Origin of the sequence: Mesorhizobium sp. BR1-1-15 (assembly GCF_020165475.1) — a bacterium.
GTDB lineage: Bacteria > Pseudomonadota > Alphaproteobacteria > Rhizobiales > Rhizobiaceae > Mesorhizobium.
Genome location: NZ_JAIUIF010000002.1, coordinates 421733 through 439480, shown reverse-complemented (window position 1 = coordinate 439480; position 17748 = coordinate 421733). Strand labels below are relative to the sequence as shown.

Annotated in this window: 16 protein-coding genes; 11 read left to right on the top strand and 5 right to left on the bottom strand. The window is 62.7% G+C overall.

Annotated features, from left to right (window positions below):
• The first annotated feature begins 103 nt into the window (after window positions 1-103).
• Both LB541_RS05770 and LB541_RS05765 read left to right on the top strand, forming a co-directional pair.
• Window positions 104-820, top strand: a complete 717-nt coding sequence (locus tag LB541_RS05770) for a response regulator (protein ID WP_140561408.1) — start codon at window positions 104-106, stop codon at window positions 818-820.
• The gene (locus tag LB541_RS05765) at window positions 817-2226 is read left to right on the top strand and encodes an ATP-binding protein (protein WP_140496058.1); all 1410 of its coding nucleotides are present in this window, start codon (window positions 817-819) and stop codon (window positions 2224-2226) included. The genes LB541_RS05770 and LB541_RS05765 overlap by 4 nt, the downstream gene beginning before the upstream one ends.
• A 15-nt stretch (window positions 2227-2241) precedes the next feature.
• Here the strand turns inward: LB541_RS05765 and choV are convergent, their stop codons facing one another.
• The 4 genes from choV to LB541_RS28505 all read right to left on the bottom strand — a co-directional run bounded on the left by choV (window position 2242) and on the right by LB541_RS28505 (window position 5512).
• Complete coding sequence (choV, locus tag LB541_RS05760) at window positions 2242-3423, bottom strand: choline ABC transporter ATP-binding protein (RefSeq protein WP_140631799.1); 1182 nt, start codon at window positions 3421-3423, stop codon at window positions 2242-2244.
• Window positions 3420-4274, bottom strand: a complete 855-nt coding sequence (gene choW / locus LB541_RS05755; protein WP_140567114.1) for a choline ABC transporter permease subunit — start codon at window positions 4272-4274, stop codon at window positions 3420-3422. Before choW ends, choV begins: the two co-directional genes overlap by 4 nt.
• 139 nt (window positions 4275-4413) lie before the next feature.
• Complete coding sequence (locus LB541_RS05750; protein ID WP_140496061.1) at window positions 4414-5349, bottom strand: choline ABC transporter substrate-binding protein; 936 nt, start codon at window positions 5347-5349, stop codon at window positions 4414-4416.
• Between the two features lie 37 nt (window positions 5350-5386).
• The gene (locus tag LB541_RS28505) at window positions 5387-5512 is read right to left on the bottom strand and encodes a hypothetical protein (protein WP_263483040.1); all 126 of its coding nucleotides are present in this window, start codon (window positions 5510-5512) and stop codon (window positions 5387-5389) included.
• Between the two features lie 75 nt (window positions 5513-5587).
• On the opposite strand from LB541_RS28505, the gene LB541_RS05745 reads away from it, so the two are divergent.
• The 8 genes from LB541_RS05745 (at window position 5588) to LB541_RS05710 (ending at window position 15904) form a co-directional block, all read left to right on the top strand.
• A complete protein-coding gene (locus LB541_RS05745; RefSeq protein WP_140516940.1) occupies window positions 5588-6199 on the top strand; it encodes a thymidine kinase in 612 nt (203 codons plus the stop codon).
• 136 nt (window positions 6200-6335) lie between these two features.
• Window positions 6336-6725, top strand: coding sequence for a c-type cytochrome (locus tag LB541_RS05740; protein WP_140496063.1), 390 nt, complete (start codon window positions 6336-6338; stop codon window positions 6723-6725).
• Between the two features lie 326 nt (window positions 6726-7051).
• Window positions 7052-8140 (top strand): hypothetical protein, encoded by a 1089-nt coding sequence (locus LB541_RS05735; RefSeq protein WP_140496064.1) that lies wholly within the window; start codon window positions 7052-7054, stop codon window positions 8138-8140.
• A 40-nt stretch (window positions 8141-8180) separates the two neighbouring features.
• A complete protein-coding gene (locus LB541_RS05730) occupies window positions 8181-9326 on the top strand; it encodes a hypothetical protein (RefSeq protein ID WP_140496065.1) in 1146 nt (381 codons plus the stop codon).
• A 24-nt stretch (window positions 9327-9350) separates the two neighbouring features.
• The gene (locus LB541_RS05725) at window positions 9351-11261 is read left to right on the top strand and encodes an AAA family ATPase (RefSeq protein WP_224618039.1); all 1911 of its coding nucleotides are present in this window, start codon (window positions 9351-9353) and stop codon (window positions 11259-11261) included.
• 42 nt (window positions 11262-11303) lie between these two features.
• Window positions 11304-12602, top strand: coding sequence for a DUF6638 family protein (locus LB541_RS05720; protein WP_140516948.1), 1299 nt, complete (start codon window positions 11304-11306; stop codon window positions 12600-12602).
• 105 nt (window positions 12603-12707) lie between these two features.
• Window positions 12708-13832, top strand: a complete 1125-nt coding sequence (locus LB541_RS05715; RefSeq protein ID WP_140582174.1) for a DUF2333 family protein — start codon at window positions 12708-12710, stop codon at window positions 13830-13832.
• Window positions 13833-14224: 392 nt separating this feature from the next.
• A complete protein-coding gene (locus tag LB541_RS05710) occupies window positions 14225-15904 on the top strand; it encodes a formate--tetrahydrofolate ligase (protein WP_140496069.1) in 1680 nt (559 codons plus the stop codon).
• A 69-nt stretch (window positions 15905-15973) separates the two neighbouring features.
• On the opposite strand, the gene LB541_RS05705 is transcribed toward LB541_RS05710, so the two are convergent.
• A complete protein-coding gene (locus LB541_RS05705; protein WP_224618038.1) occupies window positions 15974-16618 on the bottom strand; it encodes a cysteine hydrolase family protein in 645 nt (214 codons plus the stop codon).
• 132 nt (window positions 16619-16750) lie between these two features.
• Between LB541_RS05705 and LB541_RS05700 the strand changes: the two genes are divergently transcribed.
• Window positions 16751-17746, top strand: a complete 996-nt coding sequence (locus tag LB541_RS05700; protein WP_224618037.1) for a GlxA family transcriptional regulator — start codon at window positions 16751-16753, stop codon at window positions 17744-17746.
• Window positions 17747-17748 lie beyond the last annotated feature (2 nt).

Here is a 17748-nt window from a genome sequence, read left to right as displayed (position 1 = left end):
TTACCTTGCCTTGAAATCCAAGGCACTGGCCAACATATGGCCCGAATTCTATCGTGTGGGTGGCCGCCTGCCGGCTTGGCAGGTCAACGAAGACAGGATCCCCGTGAAATCCGACGCACACATACTGATCGTCGACGACGACAAGGGCATTCGCGACCTGCTGCAGGAGTTCTTCCAGAAGCGCGGCCTGCACACATCGGTTGCCGCCGACGGCACCGAGATGGAAACGATCCTGCGCCGTGCACAGGTCGATCTCATCGTGCTCGACGTCATGCTGCCCGGCAGGAGCGGGCTGGAACTGTGCCGTGACATCCGGGCCCAGTATTCGACGCCGATCATCATGTTGACCGCCGTCACCGAGACGACAGACCGCGTGGTTGGCCTCGAGATGGGCGCCGACGACTATGTGCCCAAACCTTTCGACCCCCGCGAATTGCTGGCCCGCATACGCGCCGTGCTGCGGCGCAACGGTGCCCCCGAGCCCAAACGCGTCACATCGAAGCAGATCTACCGCTTCGCCGGCTGGACGATGGATTGTTCGCGGCGCCGGCTGACCGCGCCCGACGATGTCAGGGTCGAACTGACCATGGCGGAGTTCAATCTGTTGCAGACCTTCGTCAAGAGCGCACAGCGCGTGCTGACCCGCGACCAGCTCATCGAACTCTCCGGCGGCGATAGCGATTATTCCTTCGACCGCAGCATCGACATCCTGGTCAGCCGGCTGCGGCGCAAGATGGAAGATGACCCCAAGACGCCCAAGCTGATCCTGACGGTGCGCAGCGGCGGCTATCAGTTCCTCCCCGAAACGACTTCCGAATGAGACGTTTCCTGCCGCAGACCCTGCCTGTGTGGGTGCTGCTGATCGTCATTGCCGGCCTGTTGATCAGTCAGGTCGCGACGCTCTACATCGTGTCGCGCGACCGCGCGGCCGCCAATGACGTGGTCGATCTCTACCGCCTCAACGACCGCGCCTATTCGCTGGTGCAGCTGATGCATGCCGCCACGCCCGAGGAGCGCAAGGCGACCGCATCCGGCCTGTTCAACGCCACCTACGCTCTCACGGTTTCAGACACCCCCGCGGTCACCTCGTCGATCGCCGGCGACGATGAACTCGCCGAGCTGGAAGACATTCTCGTTGGACGGCTGTCGAAGTTCGGCGTCACCGACGCGCGCGTCCGGCGCGATCCGGCGACGCAGGAATCCGACAGCCCCGGTGGCGAGGTCATGAACAGGGACGTCGGCCAGGTGGAACGCGATCTCCTGGTGCTGGCGGCGAATTTCGCCCAGAGTGACAAGCTGACCGCCTCGCTGCGCTTCGCCGACGGCCAATGGCTGAACTTCACCGAGCCGATCACGCCGGTCGGCCCGATCCTGAGCTTCGACAGCCTGCCGCTCTATTCGCTGATAGCGGGGCTGGTGGTGATCATGTCGATCTGGTCGCTGCGCCGGCTGACCGCGCCCTACCGGATGATGGAAACCGCCGTGAACCGGATCGGCAATGACCTCAAGAGCCCGCCGATCGCCGAAAGCGGCAGCCGCGAGGTGCGCGCCGCCGCCAAGGCGATCAACGCCATGCAGGCGAGATTGCGTGAATATGTCGAGGACCGTGAGCACCTGGCCGCCGCGCTGGCGCACGACCTGCGCACGCCGATGACCAGGATGCGGCTGCGCCTGGAACTGTTGCGCAAGTCGGCGGTTCGCGAGGCGCTGGCGCACGATCTCGCCGATGTCGAGAGCATCGCCAGTTCGGTCATCGACTTCGCCACTTTCGAGGTGAACGAGGAAAAGAGCGAGCGCATTGACTTTTGGTCGCTGGTGGAATCGATCGCCGACGGCTACGCCGAGGTCTCCTTCGACAATGATGATACGCGCTCGCGCGGCCTGATCTGCATGGCGCGACCGGTCGCGCTCAAGCGCTGCGTCACCAATCTTGTGCAAAATGCAGTTACCTACGGCAAGAAGGCGCATCTCAGCCTGTACCGGTCGGGCGACATGATCACGCTGGCCATACGCGACGAGGGGCCGGGTATTCCGCAAGCCCAGATCGACGCCGTGTTCGGATCTTTCGTGCGCCTGGAACAGTCCCGCAACCGCCAGACCGGCGGCCTCGGCCTCGGCCTCACCATCGCCCGCAACATCGCGCGTGCCGCCGGCGGCGAGATCCGCCTGTCCAACCATCCGGACGGCGGCCTGCTGACGGAGCTGCGCCTGCCGCTGGCGACTTGAGACGCGACTGAGGGATTACCGCCGCAGCACCGCGCTCAGCACGTCCCTGATGCCGATCGCGCCGACGAAGCGCGACTGGTCATCGAACAGCGCCACGGGCGCAGTCTGCGACCGGTGCATGGCCAGCATCACGGTCTTCAGCGACGTTCCGGGATTGGCCCAGAACACCTGGGCCGCTTCCTCGGGCTGGCCTTCGACGTCGGCGCAGGACACCCATACCGCCGGCTTGCCGTCACGCTCAGCCGCCGCCACAAGGCCATGGTCGTCGATCTTGAAGCGCGTCGTCTTGCGCCGGTCGAGCCACACCCAGCCGTCCTTGCCCTGTTCGAGATCGCGGCGATCGCGCATCACGTTCCAGGCGGTCAGCACCGACAGCGGATTCACATTGGCGATGAAGTCGCGGACATAATCGTTGGCGGGCTTGAGCACGATGTCCTCCGCCGCGCCGGTCTGCACGATGCGTCCACCCTCCATGATTGTGATGTGGCTGCCGATCTTCAGCGCTTCCTCGAGGTCGTGGCTGACGAAGATGATGGTCTTCTTCAGTTCGGCCTGCAGCTGCAGCAACTCGTCTTGCAGCTTGGTGCGGATCAGCGGGTCGAGCGCCGAGAACGGCTCGTCCATCAGAAGGATCGGCGCCTCGGTGGCGAAGGCGCGCGCCAACCCGACGCGCTGCTGCATGCCACCCGAAAGCTCATGCGCGTATTTCTTCGACCACTGCTCGAGATTGACCAGCTTGAGCTGCCTGTGGACGCGCTCCTTGCGCTCGGCATCCGGCACGCCGGCAAGTTCGAGGCCAAGCCCGACATTCTCTTCCACCGTCCGCCACGGCAGCAGGCCGAACTGCTGGAACACCATCGCAACCTGCTTCTGCCGCAGGCGCCGCAAGGTAGCCTCGTCGCAGGTGACGACATCGACGGTGCGGTCGCCATCCTTGACCAGAACCTGGCCGCGCGAGACGACGTTCAGGCGATTGACCGCTCTCAGCAGTGTCGACTTGCCCGAGCCGGACAGACCCATGAGGACGGAAATCTCGCCCTCATGCACGGTAAGGCTGGCGCCGGCACAACCGAGCACATTGCCGGTCTGCTCGAGGATCTCGGCGCGCGTCGCGCCCTTGTCGATCAGCGCCAGCGAACCCGCCTGGTCGGCGCCGAAGACGATATCGACGTTCCTGAAATCGACGGCGACGGTCATTTCTTGCCTCCAACGCCAATGCGGGTCATGCGGTCGAGCACGATGGCGAGCACGACAATGGCGAGCCCGGCCTCGAGGCCGAGATCGATGCGGCGCGAACCGAGCGCGCGGTTGATCTCGGTGCCGAGCCCGCCGGCGCCGATCAGCGCTGCGAACACCACCATCGACAGCGACAGCATGATCGACTGGGTCAGGCCCGCCATGATGGTGGGCAGCGCCGAGGGCAGTTCGACCTTCCACAGCAGCTGGCTCCTGGTGGCGCCGAACGCCTCGCCGGCCTCGATGATCGATTTGGGCACGGAGACGACGCCGAGATGCGTGAGCCGGACCGCGGTCGGGATGACGAAGATGATGGTGACGATGAGGCCGGGCGCGTTGCCAAGGCCGAACAGGGTCAGCACCGGGATCAGGTAGACGAAGGTCGGCAGCGTCTGCATCAGGTCGAGCACCGGCAGCATGAAGCGGTAGACCTTCGGCTTGTGCGCCGCCCAGATGCCGAGCGGCACGCCGATGGCCATCGCCATGGCGGCGGCGGCCACGACCAGCACCAGCGTCTGCACCGTCTGCTTCCACAGGTTCTGGTTGATGATGAAGATCAGGCCGAGGAAGACGCCGATGGCGAGCGGGCGCGAACGCTGCAGCAACCAGGCGATGATGGCGATGATGAGCGCCAGCAGCACCGGCGGCACGACCAGCAGGAGGTCGACCAGGCTGTCGAGAATGAAGTTCAGGCCGTTGGAAAAGGCCCTGAAGACGGTGTCGAAATTGTCGGTGAGGAACCCGAAGAACGCCTTGCCCCATGGGCCGATGGGAATCTTGTAGCTGACCAGGAATTTGGAAATCGGATCCATCTTGCCCCCTCTCCTACCGGCATCGCTTTGCCGCGGTGTCCGCTGTCGTCACGTCATCTTCTCACAGCATATGAAAAAGGGCAGCCTTTTCCAGTGGCTGCCCTTTTGTTCTCACGCGTGCATGCCGAAGTCAGTCGGCTCAGCTCCCCAGTGCGGTCTTGATGGCCGCTGCCGCATCGCCGCCGTCGAAGGTGGTCACGCCGGCGATCCAGGGTGTCACGGCATCCGGATTTTTCTTCAGCCAGTCGGTGGCGACAGTCTGGGCGTCGCCGCCCTTGAGGATGGCGTCCATCAACTGGCCTTCCATGTCCAGGTTGAACTTGAGGTTGGCAATGAGCTTGCCGGCGTTCGGGCATTCGGTGGTGTAGCCCTTGCGCACATTGGTGTGGACGGTGGCGGCACCGAAGCCGCTGTCGCCCATGCCGTCGAGATAGGTGATCTTCATGGCGCCCATCACCGGGTGCGGCGTCCAGCCGAGGAAGGCGATCCACTCATTGTTCTTCATCGACTGCTCGGCCTGCGTCAGCATGCCGGCCTCCGAGGATTCGACCAGTTCGAAGCCTTCGAGATTGTCCTTCGGGTTCTTGATCATGTCGAGGATGATGCGGTTGCCGTCATTGCCGGCCTCGATGCCGTAGATCTTGCCGTCGAACTTGTCCTTGAACTTGCCGAGGTCGGTCAGTGTCTTGACGCCGGCATCCGCCACATAGGTCGGCACGACGATGCCGTAGCCGGCGCCGGTCAGGTTCGTGCTGATGGTCTCCACCGAACCGTCGGCCGTGTAGTCCTTGATGTCGTTGGTCATCGACGGCATCCAGTTGCCCAGGAAGACATCGAGGTCCTTGTTCTTCAGCGACGCCATCGTCACCGGCACCGACAGCTGGATTACCTGCGGCTCGTAGCCGAGCGCCGTGAGCAGCACCGAGGCGATGCCGGTCGTCGCCTGGATATCGGTCCATCCGACATCGGAAAGGCGTACCGCCTTGCAGCTAGCCGGATCCCCGGCGAAGGCAGCGCTCGTCGACAAGAAAGCCGCAAGGCCGAGGCCTGCGACGAAGGAATTCATACGCGACATGAACTTTCTCCCATTTCGATTCTTTGGCGAGGCGAAGTCACGGTTTTTGTGCCCGCCTTGTTTCGTCAGCCAAACACCATTCTCGTGCGGTTTCAAGCATTAAGGCAATCACGATCAACGGCGCTGGCTGGCCGATCAGCGACACGTCAGCCGCTTTTTCCATGCGAGCCGGCTTTTTTGGTGGAAGGCCTGCCAGGGGCCTTCCCCGGGCCCGGCCAAGTGGGCTTAAAAGGGCGCCATGGCCAAACTGTATTTCCACTACGCGACGATGAATGCGGGCAAGACGACGATGCTCCTGCAGGCGTCGTACAATTACCGCGAGCGCGGCATGACGACGATGCTGTTCGTCGCCGGCCACTACCGCAAGGGCGACACCGGCCTGATTTCGTCACGCATCGGACTGGAAACGGAAGCCGAGATGTTTCGTGACGGCGACGACCTGTTCGCCCGCGTCGCCGAACATCATCAGCACGGTGCCGTGCATTGCGTCTTCGTCGACGAGGCGCAGTTCCTCGAGGAGGAGCAGGTCTGGCAGCTCGCCCGGATCGCCGACCGGCTCGACATTCCGGTCATGTGCTATGGCCTGCGCACGGATTTCCAGGGCAAGCTGTTTTCCGGCTCGCGCGCGTTGCTGGCCATAGCCGATGAGCTGCGCGAAGTGCGCACCATCTGCCGCTGCGGCCGCAAGGCGACGATGGTGGTGCGCCTCGGCCCCGACGGCAAGGTCGCTCGGCAGGGCGAACAGGTGGCGATCGGCAAGGACGTCTATGTCTCGCTCTGCCGTCGCCATTGGGAAGAAGAAATGGGTCGCGCCGCCCCCGACGATTTCATCGGCTTTGTCGCGCCTTGACCGGGCTGTGGCATCACGGCCGCCACACTTGCCGCCATCGATCGGCTTTCGCGATCCCGCCACGATGCAGCGTTTGTTAAGGCCCCGGTCCTATTCTGCGTCCTCTCGTTCCAGCCAGAACTCGTCGGGGATAGCCATGTTTCGAGCCGCTTCGTCTGCCGCAGCCTTTCTGCTTGCCGGCGTCCTTGCCGCCCATGCCGGCGGCGATCCGGCACTGGGCAAGAGGGTCTTCAACCGATGCATGGCCTGCCATGAAGCAGCGAGCGACCGCGACAAGGTCGGCCCGCATCTGATGGGTGTCGTCGGCCGCGCCGCCGGCAGTGCCGAGAGCTTCCTCGGCCATTACTCCGAAGCGATGAAGAGTGCAGGCGCCGCCGGTCTCGTCTGGGACGAGGCCAACCTCGCCGAGTATCTGAAGGCGCCGCGGCAAAAAGTGCCCGGTAACAAGATGGCCTTTGCCGGCCTGAACAACGACGAGGACATCGCCAATGTCATCGCTTATCTGAAGGCCGATCCCAAGCCCTGAGCCAGGATTATTCCGTCCCCGCGATGGACGCCGAGCTGCCACCGTCCTCACCGCGCTCAATGCTCCGTCGGATTTCAGGCATTCGTGGCAGCGGGGGACTGAATGCCTGGCCGACATCCGCCGACGTTGAAGTTCAATGACAGTTGAACCACGCGTATTCCAAACGATCCTTTCGCCATGATCGCGGATCGATTGCGTTTCAAGGGCGTGGGCAAGGTTTTTGTTTTCGAAGCGCCCCTGTCTTCACGTCTTTCAATCCCCTGAAGCCCCACATATATTCGCCGCTGTTCGCAATCAGCGACCTGATGCCGGAGCGGGAGGCCCTTATGGCGACATTGCAGAATTTCGATGCCGAAATTGCCAGGACCAAGCAGGTCGTCCAGGACATGCGCACCAAGATAGACCAGTCCGGCGCCGTGCTCGACAAACTTGCCACCGCCGACAAGAAGATCGGCGACGCCAATTTCGATATCGAGAACGCCCGCATCGAAGACGTGCTGAAGCAACAGAAGGTGATGGAAGGCAATATTGCCGACCTGATCATCGGGCTGGAGGACGCCACCAACGTTTTCGGCGCCGAGTTCGAGAGCATGAAGAACTACACCGGCTGGGAAAACTTCATCGGCATCTTCTCCAGCCAGCGCAAGCAGCGTCTGCGCACCGACCGCGTCCGCAACATGTCACTGGCGGGCAACCTGCAGGAATTGCTGGCCAAGTCCGACACCATCGTCGGCATATTGAAGGCGCAGAAAGAAGTCCTCGACCAGCGCTACAAGACCTCCGAGACCAGCCTGTCGCAGGTTATCGAGCGCCGCAAGGCCACCATGTCCAACCTGGAAACCGTGCAGAAGCGCATCGAGGAGCTCAATCCGATGCTGCTCGACATCGAAAACAAGATCGCGGCCTCCACCAGCCAGAAGGAACGCACGCAGCTCGAAGGCGAACGTTCCAAGCTCGCCACGGAATACAATGAGAAGCAGGCCAAGGAACAGGAGTTGCTGGCCGAGAGCCAGACGCTGGAGCGCTACACCTCGATGTTCCAGACCTTCGTCGATTCGCTCAACAACCAGATCGCCGCACAGTCGACCCTGATCAACAAGCTGACCATCGACACCGAGCAGCGCATCGTTCTCTACAAGGCGCTGGAGGATTCGCTGAAGACCGCGGCTCAGCAGGACGTCGCCCACAAGATCAACACGCTGGGCAGCCAGGTCGACAACACCGCCGAGGAGACCATGGCCGGCATTGGTGCCGCCTCGCAGAAGCACATTGGCGACCTGCTCGAGATGCACGAGAAGAACATGGTGGCCACCGCCGACATCCAGCGCCGCAAGAAGCTGGCCGACGACGCCTTCGCCCGCCGTTTCGACGAAGTGCTGAAGAAGCACAATTCGGCCAATTACGTGCAGTCGTAATTGCCGCCCGCACCGGTGCGACAATGCCATGGCCAATAGCATGACCTCCGAAAACGACGCGGCGGCGCGGTATTTCTCGGCAATCACGGCAGCGCTCAGCGGGCTGGAAGTGTTCATGCGCGACGATCGCTCGCCCCTCTACCGGCACGGCATCGTCGCCAAGATCGTCGCCGAATACATCGCCCGGCTCGACAAGTCGTTCTCCTGCTGGCGCAACCGGCTGGGCTTCATGGACACGTTCCGCATTTCGCGCGCCGAAAGCGGATTCCCGGTGTTCCAGAACCTGCTTGAGCTCGAAAATGACCGCCGCCAGGCTGACACGCGGCTCGCCAACATCCCGCTGGCCGACGAATTGCGCGAGGAGATGGCCGACTTCATCCTGCGCCACAAGGAATTCCCCCAAGCGCTGCAGAAGTCGATGGCCGAGAGGCTTTATCTCGAGGACGTCAAGAGCGAGCAGACCTTCGGCCCCTTCACCCTGGCGCAGACGGCCAAGGTTTCCGTCAATCCGAAGACGGCGCGGCCCTACTACCTGGTCCATTGGGCGACCTTCGACGGCAGCGCCAACCTGCCGCTGGTCTACATGGTGACGGTGGAAGATTCCTCCGAAGACATGATCCGCCAGCTCGTCGACCGCAATGGCAAGCTCAACGACCAGATCGACATTCCATTGCCAGTCGATGGCCTGCTCAATCCCGAGCTTGCCCATCGCTTCGACGATTTCACCGAAAAGAACTCGGCCTATACGCTGTCGCCGGCAACGATCGCGGTCAACCTCGACAAGGATTTCGAACCGCTCCACCCCAAGCAGTTGCGCCGCGTGGTGCTTGGCCCCTTCTATTCGGCCGGGATCACCGACAACAATTCTACGGTGACCGAGGTTCTGGCCAAGGTGCGCAAGCCGGAGAACGCCTGGCTGCTGACCTGGACCATCCAGGAGGTCTACTCCAAGGGCGAAAAACCCGGCCGCAGGGGGCTGTTTTCGAGCGAGAAGACGACGCAGGAGTTCTTCATCAACACCGACGACCTCGAGGCCGCGCGCCAGGGCGTGTCGAGCTATGAGAACCACGCATTGATCCCGCACGAGGCCTACCAGGCGCTCTATGCCGCCGGCGAAGCGCAGAAGATCTTTTCCGGCTACAAGGTTCACATCCTGTCGAATGGGCAGGTCATCTCGGACGTCTGACCGTCACACCACGGAGCAACCTTCATGGATACCGGCCTGACCACCATCCCGGAAGCGGCGATCGAGAAGCACCGCGCCACCGCGCAGAGCTTCATCACCCGCATCGTCGTGCTGGAAGACCCGTCCAGCTCCTCCGGCACCGCGCTTGCCGGCACCAATCGCCGCTTCGTCTCCACCGTCTCTGTCGGTTCGGTGCGCCGCACGCGCGAGGTCGAGCTGGCGAAGACCGTCGGCGCCGTTCACCCCGACGACCAGTTGCTGACCATCCCGCAGCACACACTTTTGTTTCGTGCCCGGCGCGGCACGGCGCTCGCGCTCGCCATATCGGATGTTTTCGCCGAAGGCTCCGATCTCGAAAGCCTGCAGGCCAGGAACACCCGCGCTCCCCTCGAAGGCGACGAGGCCACCACCTTCAAGAAGCTTCTGTCGGCCTCGGCTTACATTTCCGCCTTCAGCCTGTCCTCCTACCTGTTCCAACTCATCGACAGCGATGGCGAGGCGCCCAACGACATTCCCGAGCCGGATTTCCTCTTCGACACGCCGCAGGACGCGGTGAAGTCGATCCTGGCCGGCCTAGACAAGGCGATTTTGGGTGCATCCGACGATGCCGACCTGATGACCAGGGCGCGCGCCTTCGCCCGTGTCGCCATCGACGGCCTCCTGGCGCGAAAAGGCCGCTTCGACGGCATCGGCCCATTCGAGAACGCGCATATCCGCATCGATGCCGACGATTTCACGCTCGACGGCTTCGACGTCGCGCCGGGCAAGCGTTCCAAGCCGCTGGTGATGACCTTCAAGAAGCCGGAAGAGGTCGTCGGCAACCACATCGCCAAATATCAGTCGGTCAAGCTCGCAAAGATGCTGATGGCCTATGATTTCGAGCGCGAGCTGAACCCGTTCGTCGAGCTCGGCGGCTTCCTGTTCACCTTCATCGGCGACGGCGCGCCGGGCACCGGCAAGACGACCCTGATCCAGATGATTGCCGGTCTCGTCAATGGTTACTGCCAGGTCGCCGGTTATCCCTTCGCCTACGAGAATTTCGGCGTCGACCAGATCTCGTCCTATCAGGGCAAGTCCGGCCAGAACTGCCGCCAGTTCATCAACAATGTGTTGAACCCGCGCGTCATCGGTTTCGGCACCATCGACGACGTCGACCAGGTGGCGGCGCGCCGTTCCGACGACCGCGCCTCGGCCGGCCAGCAGGAGATCACCGGCGTGCTGATGGACGCCTTCGCCGGTGCCGCCACAGTGGTGCGCGGCAACTGCTCGTTCGGCATGTTCTCCAACTATCCCGAAAATGTCGACGATGCGCTGCGCCAGCGCGCCGGCGCCCGCTGGCTGGTCGACGGGCCGCAGACGCGTGACGATTACATCGACATTTTCGTGCTGCTCGCCGGCAAGAACCACAAGATCCCGCTCGGCGACCACGAACTCTACGCCGCGCAGGAGATCCAGCGCGCCGTGGCCGAAGCCTATGAGGAGCACGAGAAGCCGCAGGAGGACGGGCTGATCCGGGTCCATGAGCGCTACATGAAGGAGAATGGCGCGCCCAAGACCATGGCCGACATCGGCACCTATCTGCACCTGATCAAGCAGGCCGAGCCGCGCTTCACCGGCCGCGCCATCAAGAACGTCACCGACGCCATCAAGATGCGCGCCATGGACATCGAGCTTCCCGACGACTGGTTCGAAAAACCAGAGGTTTTCATGCACAAGAGCTATGACGAGAAGAAAGTGATGATCGAGCAACTGCGCGGCCCGTTCTCGATGGACATGGTCATGCAGGAGATCAACCGCTACGCCGACAGCGAGTTCCGCTACTCCGACAAGTCCGACGACTCCGCCGTGGAAAAGCTACTGCGTGACGCGCGGCTGCGCGAACGGGCAGCGCGTGAGATGGAGGAGATGAAGAAAAAGGGGCTGTGGAATGCGTGATGCGCTCCGGCCTTTCCTTCTCCCCTTGTGGGAGAAGGAATAATGGCCCGCAAACCCGATCTCCTGCGCGACAACGAGCTCATTTACGGCCGGCTGCTCGTCGTCGACGAGCCGCATCTCATCGAGCGCTACAACAAGGCGCTTGCCGCCTTTGGCCTCGAGCCCACCAAGCTGAAGAGCTTCCAGATCGACCGCACCGGTTTTTCGCCGGAAGTGGCGGAGGAATGCGGCGACTACGGCTACCTCGATCCCAATGAGGTCAACCGCCGCTTCATCATCCTGACGCCGTCGCAGATCGACCTGCCGGTGGTGCACACCGCCTTCTCCAACACCTCGCAGCTGATGTTCGAGTTCATGTCCAGGAATCAGCGCGCCATCGACGCGCTGACCATCAAGGATGTCATCTACGGCGAGATCGAGGATTCCATTCCCAAGGTCAACGATATCGAGGATCTGCTGTCGATCAACCAAGTCGAGTTCAAGGTGCTGTCGGCCGAAGATGTGCTGGGCAAGGCCGCGGAGCTCGGCAAGCTCGTCGACCGCCTGAAACAGGAGCCTGACGCCTGGCGCGACAACGCCATGCTCACCCGCATGGTGGAACTGGCCAAGATCTGCGGCGATATCCGCGAGAACGCGCTGGTGCCCGACCAGGTAATCTTCCGCCACAACGCCTACTGGACCAGTCATTTTGGCGGGCTTTACGTGTTCGTCGACCCCGACATGACGACCGTCATCAGCGATCCGGCGGCCCCCGGTTTCCGCCGCTCGCGGCCGTGGCAGGTAAGCTATCTCTCGATCAAGGACGCCGACAAGGTGTTCAAGTTCCTCGCCGCCACCGGCCGCATCGAACTGCCGCGCGCCTCCTGGATCGAAGCCTCGGGCTATCTCGAGCACCGCGCCGAGATGGTGGTGCGCGCGCTGATCCGCGACGCCGAGCCGGATCGCAATCTGACCGACGTCGACAAGGTCTGGCTGCAGACCTGGATCCAGGGCCATGCCGACCTGATCACCAGGGACGGCAATTTCCCCTTCCTCAACGCCGCCAAGCGCGAGATTGCCCAGCTCGGCCATCTCAAGATCGAGGATGTGTTCCCGCAGCAGCGCTTCCTGGTGGTCCGCGCCAAGCCCGACCATCCCGACGCCTGGCTGACCAACCGGCTGATCTCGGATTTCGTGCCGTCGGACTTCGTCTCGCGCTACGTCTTCAACAAGCAGGGCTTCTACAAGGACTATGAGGGCTTCAGCGACGCCTGGCGATCGCATGTTGTGGACGTTCTGAAAACCACATATCTGAAGGACAAGGTGGCGTTCCGCACGCGCCTCTACGGCCTGACTGACTAGAACGAAACCGGCCGTCATTTCGTTCTAACTTGTTGTTTTGGCGCATGATGTTATCCAAAAAGTCCGCAACTTTTTGACATTATGCTTTGAGGGGGTGACACAGCCATGCTCGATCCGATCGTGAACTTCTTCGTCAGGATTTTCCAATGGATCGGCCGCGGCATCGGGCTTCTGATCGGCGTCATCTTGTGGCCGTTCATCTGGGCCGGGCGCTGGTATACGCAGCGCGGTTGGATCCTCAAGGCCGTGCTCGGCCTCGCCTTGCTCGTGCTGCTCGGCCTCTATGCCAATTTCTTCTACGCCACACAGTGGTGGAACAATTTCAACCCGAACTATCCCGACACCTACACGTTCGAGAAGCGCAACATCTCGGCGGGCGAACAGGTAGCCGCCGGTGCCGGTGCCGACACTGCCAGGACCTGCGGCAACTCCGGCATCGCCCAGATTGCCGCCGATTTGACCGACTTCAACGTCAACCAGAATGCCTGGATCTCGTCGATGATCCTCTACAAGCTCGGCCTGTTCGGCATCAGCTGGGACAACACGCCGTGGATGGACAACAAGGCCTCGTTCCAGCGCGGCATCAACCAGGCGGTGCGCCGCACCGCGACCGAGCTCGCCGACAATCTCGGCCGTGTGCGCACGACATCGCAGATCGACGCCGACCTGCAGGATGCGCGCGGCAATCTGCAGTTCGACGAGTACACCTGGTATTTCGGTGTAAGCCCGTTCGGCCCGAAGACGCCGACCCCGAGCTATTATCGCGACGCCGTGCGCAAGCTGCGCTCCTTCAACGCCCGCCTCGCCACCTGCCAGGCCACCTTCGATGCCCGCGCCGACAATCTGAAGCAATATATCGACCGTATCGCCAGCGATATCGGCTCGACCTCGGCCATCCTCAAGGAACGTGCCGAAAACCATAACAATGGCTGGTTCGATTTCCGCGCCGACGACCGCTACTGGTTCGCCTATGGCCAGCTCTACGCCTATTACGGACTGATGAAGGGCGCGCAGGCCGACTTCGAGGACGTCATCAAGGAAAAGCACCTGCAGAGCCTGTGGGATACGATGGACGCGCAGTTCGTCTCGGCGCTGCGCATCCAGCCCTTCATCATCGCCAATGGCCGCGAGGACGGCTGGCTCCTGCCCACGCATCTGACGACCATGGGCTTCTATGTGCTCAGGGTGCGTTCCAACATGGTCGAAATCAGCAACGTGCTGACGCAGTAGGGCTGGTCGGCCCAATGCATGTGGCTCAAAAGTGGTCCGGCCTGGGGAGAACGACATGCATGGAGACAAATGCCTGAAGCGCGATGCGCTTTAGGCCGGCGATGGCGGATTTGCGCCGCCTTGTCTGTCGCATTCCGTGCATTGCGCGGCTGTTTTGAGACGGCGGACGCGTCCCCGCTCTGGCTTCTATACGGCGCGGCAAGCGGAGCCAGAAAGAACCGGAGGCAGGTCGGCCCGCCGCAGAGGAATTTTCTTCATAGGAAACATAGTTGCATGAAAGTTGACGCCACGGCAGCGAGAGGGCTAGAACATGCCCTTGCCCGCGCGGCGTATCGAACATGCACCAGTGATCAACCCGTCCCCTCCACCGTCCAATCCAGAGGAAAGCCGTCATGGCAGAAGTGAAGTCCGACATCGAGATCGCCCGCGGTGCGAAGAAAAAACAGATCCAGGAGATCGGCGCCAAGATCGGCATCCCGACCGAACACCTTTTGCCCTATGGCCATGACAAGGCGAAGGTCTCCGCCGAATTCATCAAATCGGTGAAGGGCAACAAGGACGGCAAGCTGATCCTGGTCACCGCCATCAACCCGACCCCGGCCGGCGAAGGCAAGACGACCACCACCGTCGGCCTCGGCGACGGCCTGAACCGCATCGGCAAGAAAGCGATCATCTGCATCCGCGAAGCCTCGCTCGGTCCGAATTTCGGCGTCAAGGGCGGTGCGGCCGGCGGCGGCTACGCGCAGGTCGTGCCGATGGAGGACATGAATCTCCATTTCACCGGTGACTTCCATGCCATCACCACCGCGCACAACCTCCTGTCGGCGTTGATCGACAACCACATTTACTGGGGCAATGAGCTCGGCATCGACACCCGCCGCGTCGCCTGGCGCCGCGTCATGGACATGAACGATCGGGCGCTGCGCGAGATCATCTGCTCGCTCGGCGGCGTCGCCAACGGCTATCCGCGCGAGGCCGGGTTCGACATCACCGTCGCCTCGGAGGTCATGGCCATCCTGTGCCTCGCCACCGACCTGAAGGACCTGGAGAAGCGCCTGGGCGACATCATCGTCGCCTATCGCCGCGACAAGTCGCCGGTCTATGCCCGCGACCTCAAGGCCGACGGCGCCATGGCCGTGCTGCTCAAGGACGCCATGCAGCCGAATCTGGTGCAGACGCTGGAGAACAATCCGGCCTTCGTGCACGGCGGCCCGTTCGCCAACATCGCGCATGGCTGCAACTCGGTGGTCGCCACCACGACGGCGCTCAAGCTTGCCGACTACGTCGTCACGGAAGCCGGCTTCGGCGCCGACCTCGGCGCGGAAAAATTCTTCGACATCAAGTGCCGCAAGGCCGGGCTGAAGCCGGCGGCGGCGGTCATCGTCGCCACCGTACGCGCCATGAAAATGAATGGCGGCGTCAAGAAGGAAGACCTCGGCAAGGAAAACATCGAGGCGGTGAAGAAGGGCTGCGCCAATCTCGGCCGCCACATCGAGAACATCAGGCAGTTCGGCGTGCCGGCGGTAGTCGCCATCAACCACTTCTACTCCGACACAGATGGCGAAATCCAGGCGATGAAGGATTATGTCGCCTCGATGGGCGAAGAGGCGATCCTGTGCAAGCACTGGGCCAACGGCTCGGCCGGCATTGAGGATCTCGCCAAGAAAGTGGTGGCGCTGGCCGAATCCGGTGCCTCGCAGTTCGCGCCGCTCTATCCCGACGCCATGCCGCTGTTCGAGAAGATCAACACCATCGTCCAGCGCATCTATCGCGGCTCGGAAGCGATCGCCGACAAGTCGGTGCGCGACCAGTTGCACGCCTGGGAGCAGGCCGGCTACGGCCACTTGCCGGTGTGCATGGCCAAGACGCAGTATTCCTTCTCGACCGACCCGAACCTGCGCGGTGCGCCAACCGGCCACACCGTACCGGTGCGCGAGGTCAGGCTTTCGGCGGGTGCCGGCTTCGTCGTCATTATCTGCGGCGAGGTCATGACCATGCCCGGCCTGCCCAGGGCGCCGTCGTCGGAAAAGATCTTCCTCAACGAAGCCGGCCAGATCGAAGGCCTGTTCTAGAAATCCTCAATTCCAAAAAGTGCAAAGGGCGCCGCAGCGATGCGGCGCCCTTTGTATTTCCGCAGACGACTACGCAGCGTTGCGAGCCAGCGCCCGCTGGTTGGAGCCGAAGATCGTATCGCGTTCCGGCAAGGTGCCGGTCTTCAGGCATTCGATCCATTCGGCGGTCTTGAGCACCGCGGCGAAGCGCGACTGCAGGATGATTGTCACCACGCGGTGGATCTCCTCGGCCGAGGCATAGCCGGCGCTGTTGGCGTAAGGCACCGAGCCGGTCGCATCGGACAGGAACTCGACGGCAAAGCCCATATGCACGGCGTGGATGATGGTCGACAGGTCGCAATTATGCGTCATGTAGCCGACCACCACGATCGTATCGATGGCGTTGGCGCGCAGCCACTCTTCGAGATCGGTGCCGGTGAAGGCGGAAGGCAGCGTCTTCTCGACATAGTGGTCGCGTGGCCGCCTCGATATCTCGGGATGCAATTCCGCGCCATGGCTGCCCTTGGCGAAGATTGGCGACGTCTCCGGCGCCATCTGCTTGACGACCACCACCTTGATACCGGCCGCTGCTGCCATGTCCATTGCGCGCGCCACGTTGACGACGCTGTCGCGGAACGGCGGATACTGGATGGCGAGATTGCCGCCGTCATAGTCATTCTGGACGTCCACGACGACGAGCGCGCGGCGCGGCGTCTTGCTGGCTGGTTCGGACATGATGCATTCCTTTCAGGCTTGATGTGATGCCCGAGCATAGGTCCGCCACCATCGGGCGAAAGTGGCCCGATTGACATCATTCGAAAGAATTGGGACAATCGGCATAACCCCGCGCAGAAATCCCCGGAAGACATGACCCACCAGATCGTCGCCGTCCTCGCCTTCGACGGCATCAGCCCGTTCCATCTCTCCGTGCCTTGCCTGGTGTTCGGCGAAGATCGCACATCGTTCGGCCTGCCGCGCTTCGACTTCCGCATCTGCGCGATCGAGGCCGGTCCCGTCCACACCGAGGCCGGGCTGAGCGTCGCCGCGCCCCATGGGCTAGAGGGCCTCGATGGCGCCGACATCATCATCGTGCCGAGCTGGCGGGATCTCGAAGATCCGCTGCCGGAACCGCTGAGCCAAGCATTGCGGCGGGCCCACCGCAATGGTGCCCTGATCGTCGGCCTTTGCCTGGGAACATTCGCAGTCGCTGCTGCCGGACTGCTTGGCGGTCGGCGTGCGGCCACGCATTGGGCCTACGCCGAGCGGCTTCAGAAGCTTCATCCCGACATCGCGGTGGATGCCGAGGTGCTCTATGTCGACAATGGCGACGTGGTGACGTCGGCCGGCGTCGCGGCCGGGCTCGACTGCTGCCTCCATATCGTTCGCGCCCGCTACGGCGCCGAGGCAGCACTGCGGCTCGCGCGGCAGATCGTGCTCTCCCCGCACCGGCAAGGCGGACAGGCGCAGTTCATCGAGCGTCCGCGGGCGAGGAGCGCCGATACCGACAGGTTCACACAAGCACTCGACGCGGTGCGTGCGACGCTCGGCGATGCGCACAGCTTGGACCGCGTCGCCGAAGCCGCCGGCATGACACGGCGCACCTTCACCCGCCGCTTCCAGAAATCGATCGGGACGAGTTTCGGCGACTGGCTGATCGAGCAACGGCTTGAACTGGCGCAGCGTCTGCTCGAGGCGACGGAAAAATCGATGGACGTCGTGGCCTTCGAGGCCGGCTTCGGCAGCGCCGCTTCGCTACGCCAGCATTTTTCGGCGCGTCTCAGGACCTCCCCGGCGCAATACCGGCGTGAATTTTCCAGGCGGGCCGACCAGGGCGACCGGTCGCCGCACGCGCTTTCGCACTGAGC

What these genes read in the sequence shown, in the direction of transcription:
- LB541_RS05765 (WP_140496058.1), top strand. Translation starts at nt 817, where the DNA reads ATGAGACGTTTCCTGCCGCAGACCCTGCCTGTGTGGGTGCTGCTGATC.
- choV (WP_140631799.1), bottom strand. Translation starts at nt 3,423, where the DNA reads ATGACCGTCGCCGTCGATTTCAGGAACGTCGATATCGTCTTCGGCGCC.
- choW (WP_140567114.1), bottom strand. Translation starts at nt 4,274, where the DNA reads ATGGATCCGATTTCCAAATTCCTGGTCAGCTACAAGATTCCCATCGGC.
- LB541_RS05750 (WP_140496061.1), bottom strand. Translation starts at nt 5,349, where the DNA reads ATGTCGCGTATGAATTCCTTCGTCGCAGGCCTCGGCCTTGCGGCTTTC.
- LB541_RS28505 (WP_263483040.1), bottom strand. Translation starts at nt 5,512, where the DNA reads ATGGAAAAAGCGGCTGACGTGTCGCTGATCGGCCAGCCAGCGCCGTTG.
- LB541_RS05745 (WP_140516940.1), top strand. Translation starts at nt 5,588, where the DNA reads ATGGCCAAACTGTATTTCCACTACGCGACGATGAATGCGGGCAAGACG.
- LB541_RS05740 (WP_140496063.1), top strand. Translation starts at nt 6,336, where the DNA reads ATGTTTCGAGCCGCTTCGTCTGCCGCAGCCTTTCTGCTTGCCGGCGTC.
- LB541_RS05735 (WP_140496064.1), top strand. Translation starts at nt 7,052, where the DNA reads ATGGCGACATTGCAGAATTTCGATGCCGAAATTGCCAGGACCAAGCAG.
- LB541_RS05730 (WP_140496065.1), top strand. Translation starts at nt 8,181, where the DNA reads ATGACCTCCGAAAACGACGCGGCGGCGCGGTATTTCTCGGCAATCACG.
- LB541_RS05725 (WP_224618039.1), top strand. Translation starts at nt 9,351, where the DNA reads ATGGATACCGGCCTGACCACCATCCCGGAAGCGGCGATCGAGAAGCAC.
- LB541_RS05720 (WP_140516948.1), top strand. Translation starts at nt 11,304, where the DNA reads ATGGCCCGCAAACCCGATCTCCTGCGCGACAACGAGCTCATTTACGGC.
- LB541_RS05715 (WP_140582174.1), top strand. Translation starts at nt 12,708, where the DNA reads ATGCTCGATCCGATCGTGAACTTCTTCGTCAGGATTTTCCAATGGATC.
- LB541_RS05710 (WP_140496069.1), top strand. Translation starts at nt 14,225, where the DNA reads ATGGCAGAAGTGAAGTCCGACATCGAGATCGCCCGCGGTGCGAAGAAA.
- LB541_RS05705 (WP_224618038.1), bottom strand. Translation starts at nt 16,618, where the DNA reads ATGTCCGAACCAGCCAGCAAGACGCCGCGCCGCGCGCTCGTCGTCGTG.
- LB541_RS05700 (WP_224618037.1), top strand. Translation starts at nt 16,751, where the DNA reads ATGACCCACCAGATCGTCGCCGTCCTCGCCTTCGACGGCATCAGCCCG.